Source organism: Streptomyces sp. NPDC051452 (assembly GCF_044454765.1).
In the GTDB taxonomy this organism is placed as follows: Bacteria; Actinomycetota; Actinomycetes; order Streptomycetales; family Streptomycetaceae; genus Streptomyces.
Map to the genome: position 1 here is coordinate 1 of NZ_JBITEB010000011.1, position 12,737 is coordinate 12,737.

Annotated in this window: 13 protein-coding genes; 4 read left to right on the plus strand and 9 right to left on the minus strand. The window is 71.5% G+C overall.

Going from position 1 to position 12,737, the window contains the following annotated elements:
• The coding region (locus ACIBA9_RS24070; protein WP_399366040.1) for a hypothetical protein at positions 1-194 on the plus strand (194 nt) is incomplete at its 5' end.
• A gap of 129 nt (positions 195-323) precedes the next feature.
• Here the strand turns inward: ACIBA9_RS24070 and ACIBA9_RS24075 are convergent.
• Positions 324-1,331: a stage II sporulation protein M gene (locus ACIBA9_RS24075; RefSeq protein ID WP_399366042.1), complete on the minus strand. Its 1,008-nt coding sequence runs from the start codon at positions 1,329-1,331 to the stop codon at positions 324-326.
• A 144-nt stretch (positions 1,332-1,475) separates the two neighbouring features.
• On the opposite strand from ACIBA9_RS24075, the gene ACIBA9_RS24080 reads away from it, so the two are divergent.
• Entirely contained in the window at positions 1,476-2,522 is a 1,047-nt protein-coding gene (locus ACIBA9_RS24080) for an RDD family protein (RefSeq protein ID WP_399366044.1), read from the plus strand.
• A gap of 34 nt (positions 2,523-2,556) precedes the next feature.
• On the opposite strand, the gene ACIBA9_RS24085 is transcribed toward ACIBA9_RS24080, so the two are convergent.
• Together ACIBA9_RS24085 and ahcY are read right to left on the minus strand one after the other, a co-directional pair.
• The gene (locus ACIBA9_RS24085; RefSeq protein WP_399366046.1) at positions 2,557-3,171 is read right to left on the minus strand and encodes a hypothetical protein; all 615 of its coding nucleotides are present in this window, start codon (positions 3,169-3,171) and stop codon (positions 2,557-2,559) included.
• 150 nt (positions 3,172-3,321) lie between these two features.
• Positions 3,322-4,779, minus strand: coding sequence for an adenosylhomocysteinase (gene ahcY, locus ACIBA9_RS24090; RefSeq protein ID WP_399366048.1), 1,458 nt, complete (start codon positions 4,777-4,779; stop codon positions 3,322-3,324).
• Positions 4,780-5,201: 422 nt separating this feature from the next.
• Between ahcY and lepB the strand changes: the two genes are divergently transcribed.
• Positions 5,202-5,897 carry a signal peptidase I gene (gene lepB / locus ACIBA9_RS24095; protein ID WP_399366050.1) on the plus strand — a complete coding sequence of 232 codons (696 nt, stop codon included), beginning with the start codon at positions 5,202-5,204 and terminating at the stop codon, positions 5,895-5,897.
• 34 nt (positions 5,898-5,931) lie between these two features.
• On the opposite strand, the gene ACIBA9_RS24100 is transcribed toward lepB, so the two are convergent.
• From ACIBA9_RS24100 to ACIBA9_RS24125, 6 genes are all read right to left on the minus strand, one after another.
• Entirely contained in the window at positions 5,932-6,912 is a 981-nt protein-coding gene (locus ACIBA9_RS24100; RefSeq protein WP_399366052.1) for a cation diffusion facilitator family transporter, read from the minus strand.
• Between the two features lie 148 nt (positions 6,913-7,060).
• The gene (gene manA / locus ACIBA9_RS24105) at positions 7,061-8,212 is read right to left on the minus strand and encodes a mannose-6-phosphate isomerase, class I (RefSeq protein WP_399366054.1); all 1,152 of its coding nucleotides are present in this window, start codon (positions 8,210-8,212) and stop codon (positions 7,061-7,063) included.
• Positions 8,213-8,284: 72 nt separating this feature from the next.
• On the minus strand, positions 8,285-9,412 hold the full coding sequence (locus ACIBA9_RS24110) for an SIS domain-containing protein (protein ID WP_399366056.1): 1,128 nt from the start codon (positions 9,410-9,412) through the stop codon (positions 8,285-8,287).
• Positions 9,413-9,753: 341 nt separating this feature from the next.
• Positions 9,754-9,924: a Trm112 family protein gene (locus ACIBA9_RS24115; RefSeq protein WP_362155307.1), complete on the minus strand. Its 171-nt coding sequence runs from the start codon at positions 9,922-9,924 to the stop codon at positions 9,754-9,756.
• Between the two features lie 126 nt (positions 9,925-10,050).
• A complete protein-coding gene (locus ACIBA9_RS24120; protein ID WP_399366058.1) occupies positions 10,051-11,415 on the minus strand; it encodes a phosphomannomutase/phosphoglucomutase in 1,365 nt (454 codons plus the stop codon).
• A gap of 152 nt (positions 11,416-11,567) precedes the next feature.
• On the minus strand, positions 11,568-11,942 hold the full coding sequence (locus ACIBA9_RS24125) for a DUF3499 domain-containing protein (protein ID WP_263278123.1): 375 nt from the start codon (positions 11,940-11,942) through the stop codon (positions 11,568-11,570).
• Between the two features lie 331 nt (positions 11,943-12,273).
• Between ACIBA9_RS24125 and ACIBA9_RS24130 the strand changes: the two genes are divergently transcribed.
• Entirely contained in the window at positions 12,274-12,729 is a 456-nt protein-coding gene (locus tag ACIBA9_RS24130; protein ID WP_362155343.1) for a metallopeptidase family protein, read from the plus strand.
• Positions 12,730-12,737 lie beyond the last annotated feature (8 nt).

Below are 12,737 nucleotides of genomic sequence, written 5' to 3' on the forward strand. Positions count from 1 at the left end.
GGTGTTTCCGACTCTATCAGATCTTTTCTCGATCCGATTTCCTCGGTGCTTTCCAGGTTCCCGCTTTCGCGTTTCCCTTTCCGGCGGTTCCGACTTTATCAGAACTTCTTGGCCGGTCTTACCGGCTGCTCATTCTGAGTAATCGGGAGGATGCTTCTCCGGAATGTCTTGGCGACTTTCCTGAAGCGAAGTAGAGTCTAGCGGCTGCCTTCGAACCTGTCCAGTTCTAGGCAACTGTTTGAATCTACCTCCCCACGTCTGCCGTGTCAACAGCTTTTGCGGGGCGAGGAGGACACTAGCAGCTCACGGCGGCCGGATGCACATCAGGCGGCGGTGGGCACGGCCGCGCTGCGCTCCCGGGCTTCGAGGTCGCCCGTCTCACCCGCGCGCGCCGCCCGGCCGCCGAGGACGTAGACGTATGTCAGGAAGGCCAGCTCGGCCGCGACTCCGATGCCGACGCGGGCCCAGGTGGGCAGGCCGGAGGGGGTGACGAAGCCTTCGATGGCGCCGGATACGGCGAGGACCAGGGCGAGACCGATGGCCATGGCGATCGCCGCCCGTCCCTCTTCCGCCAGGGCGGTGCGCCTGGTGCGCGGGCCGGGATCGATCAGCGTCCAGCCCAGACGCAGGCCCGTGCCGGCCGCGACGAAGACCGCGGTCAGTTCCAGCAGGCCGTGCGGGAGGACCAGGCCAAGGAAGGTGTCGAGGCGGCCGGCCGAGGACATGAGGCCGAACCCGACACCCAGGTTGAGCATGTTCTCGAAGAGGATGAAGAGGACCGGCACCCCCAGGAAGATGCCCAGGACCAGGCACATCGCGGCGGCCTGGGCGTTGTTCGTCCACACCTGGGCGGCGAAGGCGCTCGCGGGGTGGCTCGAGTAGTACGTCTCGTACTGGCCGCCCGGACGGGTCAGCTCACGGAGCTGGCTGGGGGCGGCGATGGACGACTGCACCTCAGGGTGGCCACCGATCCACCAGCCCAGGAGGATCGCGACGGCAGTGGAGACGAGCGCGGTGGGTACCCACCAATGGCGCGCGCGATAGACGGCGGCGGGGAAGCCCCGGCCGAGGAAGCGGACGACGTCACGCCAGGAAGCGCGGCGGGTTCCGGTGACGGTACTCCGCGCGCGGGCCACCAGCCGGCTGAGCCGCCCCGTGAGCTGTGGGTCCGGAGCGCTGGACTGGATCAGGGAGAGGTGGGTGGCGGTGCGCTGATAAAGGGTGACCAGTTCGTCGACTTCCGCACCGTCGAGACGGCGCCGACGACTGAGCAGGGTGTCGAGGCGGTCCCATTCGGCACGGTGTGCGGAGACGAAGACGTCCAGGTCCATCGGGTCTGCCTGCTCCTCGGCCGATCGTCGGCCGCTCGTCGTGAATGCTCGTATCCGCTGTCAGCTTGTCGTACTGCGACGCGATGCGCCCACAGCTTGGCAGACTTGCGGTTCACGGGGTGGACCAGGGAAGGGCGGCAGGCTGTGAGCGAGCTGGTGACAGGCGAGGCGGTGGCGCTGGAGCTACGGCCCGCGAAGCTGCCGAGCAGGGCGTTGGCCGTGCTGCTCGACCTGGCGGTCGCCATGGTCGTCTACGTCCTGGTGACCTTGGCGCTGGTGGCGGCGACGTCTTCCCTGGACGAGGCCGCGATGGCGGCGCTGTCGATCGCGACGTTTCTCCTGGTGCTGGTCGGCGCGCCCATCGCGGTGGAGACGCTCAGCCATGGGCGTTCGCTCGGGAAGCTGGCGTTCGGGCTGCGCGTGGTGCGGGACGACGGCGGGCCGATCCGGTTCCGGCACGCCCTGGTGCGGGGTGCGATCGGTGTCGTCGAGATCCTGATGACGTTCGGGGTGGTGGCCTGCATCGCCTCGCTGGTTTCGGCACGCGGGCGACGGCTCGGGGACGTGTTCGCGGGCACCTTGGTCGTGCGTGAGCGGATACCCGTCGGACCGGCCGGCTTCCTGCCGCCTCCGCCTCCCTGGCTGGCGGGCCGGTTCGGCGAGCTGGATCTCTCGGCTGTTCCGGACGGGCTGTGGCTCGCGGTCCGGCAGTACCTGACGCGGTTGCCGCAGCTTGATCCGCAGTTCTCCGACGGGATGGCCCAGCGGCTCGCGGACGACCTCGCGGCGCGGACGGGGGCTGCGGTGCCGCAGGGGGTTCCTCCGGTCGCCTACCTGGCGGCCGTGGTGCACGAGCGGCAGTCCCGCGAGGCCAGACGGGCCTTCGGCGCCGGTGCGTTCGGGGGCGGTGCGTTCGCTCCGCCCGGGGCGCAGCCGGGTGCGCCGTTCGGGTACGGGGCCGCGGGAGCCTGGCCGCGGAGTTCCGTCGAGGTCGCCCAGGAGCAGGACCGGGCACGGCAGTCGCAGACCGCCTCGGGGACCCAGCCGTCCTCCGGCCCGTCCGCCTCCCCGGCGTGGGCCCCCGTCACCCCGTCGGCCGAGGCACCCGCCCCGCCCACGTCCTCGGGGACACCGTCGGGGGACGAGTCGCCTCCCGGCCGCCCTGCCACCGGGTTCGTGCCGCCGGCGTAGGGAGTCCGGTTCGGTCGGGTCCGACGCGCGTCGGTCAGTCGAAGCGCGTCGGCGGTGACCGGAGGTCTTCCAGCTCGATCCCGGGTGCGGCCAGGACGACGTCGCCGGCGAGGTGGACGGAGTGCCGTTCGCCGGTGTCCAGGGCTGTGACCTGGTATTCGTCCACGATCAGGGGGCCGTTGTCAGTGGCGTGTGCTTCGCTGTTCACCAGAGCCCAGGACTGGTCCACGGTGCGGGGGGCGAGGACCGGATCCGTGAACGCCACCAGGCGTACGCGGGTCGCGGCGGCAGAGGGGGTGAGGCGCAGCAGACGAGCGGTGGCGACGAGGAACGCGGGGGACGTACCGGTGAAGGCGTGGGCGCGCACATGGCCTTCGGCGGCGTCGGTTCCGGTGGGGTCGGTGCGGACCCAGGTGACGCCGTCCAGGGCGGCGCCGCGCACCTGCCAGCCGCCTGCGTGGAGTTCGAGGCGGATGGGGCGGCCGAGGTCGTCCAGGGCGAGGTCGACCGAGCCTCGGTCATCGCCGGCGGGGGTCGTCAGCCGGGAGACGTAACGCCAGCCGGACGGGCCGGGGGCGCACTGGAAGTGTTCTTCGGCGAGGGGGGTGTGATCGTGCGGGTCGTGGAGCGAATAGCGGCCGCGTGGCATGGGGGTCCTGGGTCGTGACGGGCTGGGCGGGCCACAGCGGCCAAAGGGGCAGGCCCCCGGCACGGGGGTGCGGGGGCCTGCCTCGGAGGTACTGCCGCTGAGGAGCGCGTCGGTGCACCGACGCGCTCACCGCGGGGGCGCCGGGGTGGGTCAGTAGCGGTAGTGGTCGGGCTTGTACGGACCCTCGACCTCGACACCGATGTACGCCGCCTGCTCCGGACGCAGCGTCGTCAGCTTCACACCCAACGCGTCCAGATGCAGCCGCGCCACCTTCTCGTCCAGATGCTTGGGCAACGTGTACACACCCACCGGATACTCGTCCGGCTTCGTGAACAACTCGATCTGGGCCAGCGTCTGATCCGCGAACGAGTTCGACATCACGAACGACGGATGACCCGTGGCATTGCCCAGGTTCAGCAACCGCCCCTCCGACAGCACGATGATCACCTTGCCGTCGGGAAACGTCCAGGTGTGGACCTGGGGCTTGACCTCGTCCTTCACGATGCCCGGGATCGCGGCGAGACCCGCCATGTCGATCTCGTTGTCGAAGTGACCGATGTTCCCCACGATCGCCTGGTGCTTCATCCTGGCCATGTCCGAAGCCATGATGATGTCCTTGTTACCGGTCGTCGTGACGAAGATGTCGGCCTGGTCGACGACCTCGTCCAGCGTCGTGACCTGATAACCGTCCATCGCCGCCTGCAACGCGCAGATCGGGTCGATCTCCGTGACGATCACCCGAGCACCCTGCCCACGCAGGGACTCCGCACACCCCTTGCCCACATCGCCATAACCGCAGACGACCGCCGTCTTGCCACCGATCAGGACATCGGTGGCCCGGTTGATGCCGTCGATCAGCGAATGCCGGCAACCGTACTTGTTGTCGAACTTCGACTTCGTGACCGCGTCGTTCACATTGATCGCCGGGAACAACAGCACACCATCACGCTGCATCTCATACAGCCGGTGCACCCCCGTCGTCGTCTCCTCGGTGACACCACGGATCTCGGAGGCGAGCTGGGTCCACTTCTGCGAGCCGTCCGTGATGGTGCGGTGCAGGAGTTCGAGGATGACGCGGTGCTCGTCGGACTCGGCGGTCTCCAGGCCGGGGACCTTGCCGTCCTTCTCGTACTCGACGCCCTTGTGGACCAGGAGCGTGGCGTCGCCGCCGTCGTCCAGGATCATGTTCGGGCCACCGGTGGGGCTGTCCGGCCAGGTCAGCGCCTGCTCGGTGCACCACCAGTACTCCTCCAGCGTCTCGCCCTTCCAGGCGAAGACCGGAATGCCCTGCGGGTTGTCGGGCGTGCCGTTCGGGCCGACGGCGATGGCGGCGGCCGCGTGGTCCTGGGTGGAGAAGATGTTGCAGGACGCCCAGCGGACGCGGGCGCCGAGAGCGACCAGGGTCTCGATGAGCACGGCGGTCTGCACGGTCATGTGCAGCGACCCGGTGACGCGGGCGCCGGCCAGCGGCTGCGCCTCGGCGTACTCCCTGCGGATCGCCATCAGGCCCGGCATCTCATGCTCGGCGAGGGTGATCTCCTTACGGCCGAACACGGCCAGCGAGAGATCGGCGACCTTGAAGTCCTGTCGGTTGTCGACAGTCGTCATTGCGAGCTGCTCCTTGGTGTAGGGGCGAGGTGGGTACGGCTGGTCTGCGCGGCGGCGGACAACAGGGGTGCCCGAAGGAGGACACAGGCATGCCCGCGTATGCGCAGCACAGTCCGTCGGAGGCCCTCTCTCCCTCGGCCGGTCCCTCGGGGACCGACCGACCGCCATCAGCAGCGACGTCTGGCTCCGTCCCAAGCTACACCGGTGAACCCCGTCGCCCCCAGTCCGCCTTCGCGTGCTTCGAGCCGTTCGGACGGCGGTCCCGGGGCGCGGGGCTTGGACGGGAGGGGCGCCGGCGATGGTGCGCAAGCCCTGGTACGAGGCCGTTCGGAGCCACCAGCGGTCCTCGATGTCCGTAGGCGGTGTTCATTCGGGGCCGCTATCCTCCGCCGCGCGGACGGGCCGCGTGGGGAGAGTGGGTCATGGCGGGCAAGGGGCGGGGACGGGGTCTGGGGATCTCGGCGCTGGTGGTGGGGCTGCTGGGGCTGGCGCTGGCGATCGGCGCCTTCGGCTACGGGCGCGGTGCGTACGGCGTCGGGACGCTGCCCGGCCGGGGTATGGCGCCCACGTACGGGCCGGGTGAGCGGATCGTGTGGGAGCGGCTGGACGGAAGCGAGGTGCGGCGTGGTGACGTTGTCGTGTTCTCGGCGCCGGATCGGTACCGCTCGGGCGGGGTCGTGGCGCAGCGGGTCATCGGCGTGGGCGGCGATCGCGTGGCCTGCTGCACGCTCGTGGGAAGCGACGAGCGGGTCACCGTCGACGGGAAACCGCTGAAGGAGCCCTACGTCGGCGGGGGCGACGCCGACGGGGTGCACCGCCCGTACGACGTGACGGTGCCGCGGGGCCGGTTGTTCCTGCTCGGCGACGACCGGGCCGACTCGGTGGACTCGCGCTTCTTCGCCGCCGATCACGAAGGGACCGTGTCCGTGGACGCCGTACGGGGCCGGGTGCTGGATGGCGACCGTACGGGCCCGGTACTGCTGGGGTCGGCTCTGCTCCTCGGCGCGGTGCTGGTGGTCGTCGGCGTCGGGCTGGGTATCGGCGCCCTGGCCGTCCGGCGGCGGAAGGCGCCGCCGGTGCCGCCGGCGCCCTGGCCTGTTCAGCCGGCCGGGGGATGAGGTCCGGCGCGGTGCGGCGCCCGCGCGTCGTCGCTCAGTGGTCGGTGGCGTGCGGGTTGGGGCCGCCCGGGGTGGCCTTCGGGTCCGGGCCCTTGGTGGCCTCGGCAGCGCTGTAGATGTCCGGTTCGAGGTAGATGACCCGGGCGATGGGGACGGCGGCGCGGATGCGGGCCTCGGCGGCGTTGATGGCTCGCGCGACGTCGGCGGCCGTGTCGTCGTGCCGCACGGCGATCTTGGCGGCGACCAGCAGTTCCTCGGGGCCCAGGTGCAGGGTGCGCATGTGGATGAGGCCGGTGACGGTCTCACCGTCGACGGTCGCGGCCTCGATCTTCCTGACGTCCTCGATGCCGGCGGCCTCGCCGAGCAGCAGCGACTTGGTCTCGGCGGCCAGGACGAGGGCGATGAGGACGAGGAGGACACCGATGCAGACCGTGCCGACGCCGTCCCAGACGCCGTCGCCGGTCAGCAGGGAGAGGCCGACTCCGCCGAAGGCGAGGACCAGGCCGATGAGCGCGCCGAAGTCCTCCAGGAGGACGACGGGCAGCTCAGGGGCCTTGGCCCGGCGGATGAACTGCGACCAGGACAGCTTTCCGCGCAGCTGGTTCGACTCCTTGATGGCCGTGCGGAAGGAGAAGCCCTCGGCGAGGATCGCGAAGGCGAGGACACCGACCGGCCAGTACCAGTGCTCCAGTTGGTGCGGGTGGCGGACCTTCTCGTAGCCCTCGTAGATCGCGAACATGCCGCCGACGGAGAAGAGCACGATCGAGACGAGGAAGGCGTAGATGTACCGCTCGCGGCCGTAACCGAAGGGGTGCTGCGGGGTGGCCTCGCGCTGGGCCTTCTTGCCGCCGACGAGCAGCAGGAACTGGTTGCCGGAGTCGGCGAGCGAGTGGACGCCCTCGGCGAGCATCGACGAGGAGCCGCTGAACGCGAACGCCACGAACTTCGATGCCGCGATCGCGAGATTGGCGCCGAGTGCCGCCACGATCGCCCTGGTACCGCCTGACGCGCTCATGTTTCCGCGTTGTCCCTTCGCCTCTGGCGACAGTCGCCCTCGTCCATCCACACCGTCCAGGCGTGTACCCGGCTTTGCCCGGTCTTTGCCGGTGGGTCATTCTTGCAGCCCGGCCGGGCATCGGTCCGTCAGGTATCCACAACCCCGGTCATACGATCACAGTGGCGCGGAAGACCGTGCCGGCGCCGGAGATCTCCGTCTTCTCACCCGCCGGGACGAACACCGACCGGCCAGGGCTCAGCTCGTGGTCGCCGGCTCGGATCGAGCCCGCCGTGCACAGCAGGATCTGCGGGGCGTCACGGGTGACGTCGTGGGCGCCGCCGCCTTCGGGCAGAGCGAACCGGGAGAGCCGGAACTCGTCGATCGGCGTCTCGTAGACCTCCTCGCCGTCCGCGCCGGCCTCGGGGCGCAGCACGCCCGGGTCGGCCGCCTCGAAGCGGACGATCCGCAGGAGTTCGGGGACGTCGACGTGCTTGGGGGTCAGGCCGCAGCGCAGGACGTTGTCGGAGTTGGCCATGATCTCGACGCCGAGGCCGCTGAGGTAGGCGTGCGGGATACCGGCGCCGAGGAACAGGGCCTCGCCGGGCTGGAGCCGGACGTGGTTGAGGAGCATGGCCGCGATGACACCGGGGTCGCCCGGGTAGTGGTGGGCGATGTCGGCGTACGGGGCGTGGTCGCCGCCGAGGCGGGCGCAGGCGACGGCGGTCTCGCTCACCGTGTGGGCCATCTCCCGCGGATCGGCGGTGAGGATCGCGGTGAGGACCTCGCGCAGGGCGGCGTCCTCGGGGCGGGCGTGCAGCAGGTCGACGTACGGCTTGAGGGAGTCGACGCCCAGGCCGTCGAGGAGACCGGCGGCCTTGAGCGGGTCGCGGAAGCCGCACAGGCCGTCGAACTCGGTGAGCGCACAGATCAGTTCGGGCTTGTGGTTGGCGTCCCTGTAGTTGCGGTGCGGGGCGTCGACCGGGATGCCGCGGCGCTCCTCGTCGGCGTAACCCGCCTTGGCCTGCTCCAGGTCGGGGTGGACCTGGAGGGAGAGGGGCGCGCCGGCGGCGAGGATCTTGAGCAGGAACGGCAGTCGGGGGCCGAACCTGGCCACCGCGCGGGCGCCGAGTTCCCGTTCCGGGTCGGCGTCGATGACCTCGACGAGCGTGCCGCGCTCACTGCGCGACGGGGCGCCCGGGTGGGCGCCCATCCACATCTCCGCCTGGGGTTCGCCGGTCGGCTCGACGCCGAGGAGGTGCGGGATGGCGGTGCGGGAACCCCAGGCGTAGGGGCGGATGGTGTTGTCGAGGCGATCCATGTGTCTTCTCTGTCTCCGTACGTACGCTGCTCGGCCTGCGTGGGGCCGGTCGTAGCCCGCCCCGGAGCAAGGTCAGGCCCTGGAGGCGAGCGCCAGGTAAACGGCGGCGAAATCGGTGACGGCGATCAGTTCCGCGAGGGTCTCCAGCGCGCCGCCCTCCTCCGGTTCGAGTTCGCTGATCGGGGTGTCGTGGCTGAGGGCGACGTCCCGGGCGGCGGTCGCGGCGGTCAGGCCGCCGATCGGGCGGTCGCGAAGCAGCACCACGCGCGCGTGCAGGGCGGGCGCCTCTTCCACTCGGTCGCGGAAGAAGTCGTCCGGGTCGGCGCTGGCGGCGAGCGGGCCGGCCAGCAGGGCGTTGTGCGCGGCGAGCGCCTCGGGCAGTTCGGCGACGAGGGCGGGGCGGCCGGAGAGTTCGGCGAGGGCGGCGGCGAACCGGCGGCCCGCCGGGCCCGCGGAGACCCCTTCGGTCCACACCAGGGGGAGCGCGTCGGCGAGTTCGGCGGCGAGGGTCTTGGCCGCGTTGCTGTAGGTCGCGATGGCGGGGCCGCAGCGCTCCGCGACACGGTCCAGACGGTCGGCGACCTTCTCCAGGGCCTCCGGGGGCGCGTCGATCAGTCCGACGCGGTCCAGCAGCGCGAGGAGCGGGGTCAGCAGGGCCCAGAAGACGCCCGGGGAGGACGCGGCGAGCGGTTCGGCCTGGTCGTACGGTGTGGTCGCCATCGGTACGAACAAGCCGTGCGCGCCGGTGACCGCCTCGGCGAGCGGGGTGCCGGGCGGTGCGACGGCGGCGACCGAGCAGCCGCGGCGGTAGGCCTGGTCGGCGAGGAGGGAGAGGCTGGGTTCGCTGCCGTCCGGGGTGGCGATCAGCAGCAGGTCGACGGAGCCGGCCCAGCCCGGGAGTTCCCAGCGCAGGGCGCCCGCGGCCGGTGCGACGCCGTTGGGGGCCAGGCGGACCACGGGGCTGCCGGGGCCGGCCAGGGTGCCCAGCAGGTCGGCGGTGTGGGTGGCGGCGGCCCCGGGGCCGGCGATCAGTACGGCGCGTGGGCGGCCGTCGGGCTTGAGCTCGCCGATGCCGGCCTCGGTGGCGTGCCGGACGGCGGTGCGGACGCGGGCGCCGGCCTCCGCCGCGCCGCGCAGCAGGCCTCTGCGGTCGGCCTCCGCGAGGCCGTCGGGGGTGTCGAGCAGCGATTCGTCCAGCATGGGCGGCAGCCTCTTCCGATCGCCATGTGTCCTGTACGGGCGCGAGGGTTGCCTCGGCGCCCGCGGGCCGGGGGGGTCAGCGTTGCGAGTGGGGTGGAGCGTCCCGTGGCGGGTGGCGGCGACGCGTCCCCGGGAGGGCGGCACCGCGTCCCGTGGGGGCGCCTCCCGCGGGGAAGGACCACGGATCGTCCGCCACGGGGCAGCAGTCTCGTCCGTTACGCGGCAGGGGTCTCGTCCGCCACGGGGGCAGCGGTCTCGTCGCGGCGAGGCGAACGGTCGACCGGCCACGACGGGTCCCGGTCTCGTCTCGCTACGCGGTGGACCGCCTGCTCACCGCCTCCTCACCCGGGGCGGCGGGCCTCGTCCACGAGCAGGACCGGGATCTCGTCGCGGACGGGGTAGGCGAGGCCGCAGTCCTGGCCCGTGCAGATCAGCTCGGTGTCCTGCTCCTTCAGGGGGGCGTGGCAGGCCGGGCAGGCGAGGATCTCCAGGAGACCGGCTTCGAGCGGCATGGGATGTCCCTTCGAAAGGCGGGTAGGGCTCTGTGGATGTGCTGGTCAGGGTACCGCCGGCAGGGCTTTCCCGGGGGGTTCGGGCTACTTCCGTCCCGGTCGGCGCCGATGTCGCGGCAAGTGGGGTCAGGCGCGGATGATGGCGAGGGCCTCGTCCCTGACCTTGGTCATGGTGGCCTCGTCCTTCGCCTCCGCGTTCAGGCGCAGCAGCGGCTCGGTGTTGGAGGGGCGGACGTTGAACCACCAGTCGTCGGCGGCGACCGTGAGGCCGTCGAGGTCGTCGAGGGTGACGTCGGCGCGGCCCTCGTAGGCGGTGCGGATCGCGGCGAGGCGGGCGCGCTGGTCGGCGACCGTGGAGTTGATCTCGCCGGAGCCCGTGTAGCGGTCGTACTGGGCGACGAGGGCGGACAGGGGGCCTTCCTGGCCGCCGAGGGCCGCGAGGACGTGGAGGGCGGCCAGCATGCCCGTGTCGGCGTTCCAGAAGTCCTTGAAGTAGTAGTGGGCGGAGTGCTCGCCGCCGAAGATCGCGCCGGTGCGGGCCATCTCGGCCTTGATGAAGGAGTGGCCCACGCGGGTGCGGACCGGGGTGCCGCCGTTCTCGCCGACGACCTCGGGGACCGTGCGGGAGGTGATGAGGTTGTGGATGATCGTGCCGCTGCCGCCGTTGCGGGCCAGTTCGCGGGCGGCGACCAGAGCGGTGACCGCGGAGGGGGAGACCGGGTCGCCGTGTTCGTCGACGACGAAGCAGCGGTCGGCGTCGCCGTCGAAGGCGATGCCGAGGTCGGCGCCCTCCGCCGGGACCCGCTTTTGCAGGTCCACGAGGTTGGCCGGGTCGAGCGGGTTGGCCTCGTGGTTCGGGAAGGTGCCGTCCAGCTCGAAGTACATCGGGACGAGGGTCAGGGGCAGGCCTGCGAAGACCGTGGGCACCGTGTGTCCGCCCATGCCGTTGCCCGCGTCGACCACGACCTTCAGGGGGCGGATGGAGGACAGGTCGACCAGGGAGCGGAGGTAGGCCGCGTACTCCTCCAACGTCTCGCGGGCGTCGAGGGTTCCCGGCTCGGCGACCGGCTCGGGAGCGCCCGACTCCAGCCACTTCTCGACCAGTTCGCGGATCTGCGCGAGGCCGGTGTCCTGGCCGACCGGGGCGGCGCCGGCGCGGCACAGCTTGATGCCGTTGTACTGGGCCGGGTTGTGGGAGGCCGTGAACATCGCGCCGGGCAGGTTCAACGCGCCCGAGGCGTGGTACAGCTGGTCCGTGGAGCACAGTCCGATCTCGGTGACGTCCGCGCCGCGGTCCGCCGCGCCGCGCGCGAAGGCGCGGGAAAGGCCGGGGGACGACGGCCGCATGTCGTGGCCCACGACGATCGCCGACGCACCCGTCACCTCCGCGAAGGCGGCGCCGAAGAGTGTCGCCAGTGACGCGTCCCACTGGTCCGGGACCACTCCGCGTACGTCGTACGCCTTCACGATCTGCGACAGATCAGCAGTCACGGCCAACCCTCCTGAAAGTCCTATGGGTGCCCACAAACTACCCGCCCGGGGGAGGCGGCCGGTGCGCGGACACCAGGTGGGCGCTCCGGACAAGCCGGCTCAGGTGGTCGGAGCGGCCCGGTTCGGTGCGGGAAGGGGCCGGCTGGGCCGGCTCAGTTGTCCGGGGAGCGCAGGACCCGCAGATGGCCGCGGCGGGCGACCTCCATGGGGTCCGCCGTGCGAGGTCCGCCGCCCGCTCCGGCCGCTCGCTCCTGAGGACGGGCCGCTTCGCGCACGGCGTTGGCGAGCGCTTCCAGGTCGTCTCCGCTGGGGCGCGCGGGGGCCGAACCGTCCAGGAGGCGGACGACCTCCCAGCCGCGCGGGGCGGTGAGGCGCTCGGAGTGCTCGGCGCACAGGTCGTAGCAGTGGGGTTCGGCGTAGGTGGCGAGCGGGCCGAGGACCGCGGTCGAGTCGGCGTAGACGTACGTCAGCGTCGCGACGGCGGGTCGGCCGCAGGCGGTGCGCGAACAGCGACGTACAGGGCTCACGACGTTGGACGGTACCGCACTCTTGAGCGGGCCGCGACGACTCTCCCCCAGGTCACTCCACCGTGTCGGGCTGTGAAACGCCCCACACGCCTCTCTTGGACAACCCTTCTGACCTGCATGGACAGGGTCTCGTCGGGTTCGGGGGTTTACTCCAATCAGTCACGATTCAATACAAACACCGTCAATTGCCTTGTGTTCGACGGTCTTGGAGGGTTACGGAAACGAGCCAGACCTTGGCCGGAATGGTCATCCGGTGACAGGGGCGGGCCCGTGGCCGGTTGCCGCGTGGGGCCGGGCGGGCGGAGCGCGCGGGGACTACGCTTCACCGGTGATGGACAACCGTGTACCGCCCCGTGCCGCCGGCCCCGGGCCCCGTCGCCGTGATCGCCACGGGCGGGGCATGCGGGGGCCGATCGCACCGCCTCAGGTGCCGCTGGCGGCCAGCCGTGCCGAGGTGTTCGCGGACCTGGTGCAGGACTCCGTGGAGCGCCTGGAGCGGCGGTGGCCGCAGCTGGCGGAGATCGACTTCCTCGTGCTGGAGGTGCCCCGGCTGGAAGGCCCGGGCGACCAGGTGGTGTGGGGGGAGGAGACCGTGCCGCTCGGCGGGACCATCCCCGCGCATGACGGCCGTCACGCGCGGGTGGTGGTGTACCGGCGGCCGGTGGAGATCCGGACCAAGGGCCGCGACGAGCGGGCCGCGCTGGTCCACGAGGTGGTCGTGGAGCAGGTGGCGGAACTCCTCGGACTGACCCCGGAGACGGTCGATCCGCGGTACGGCGAGGACTAGGTCCTGTC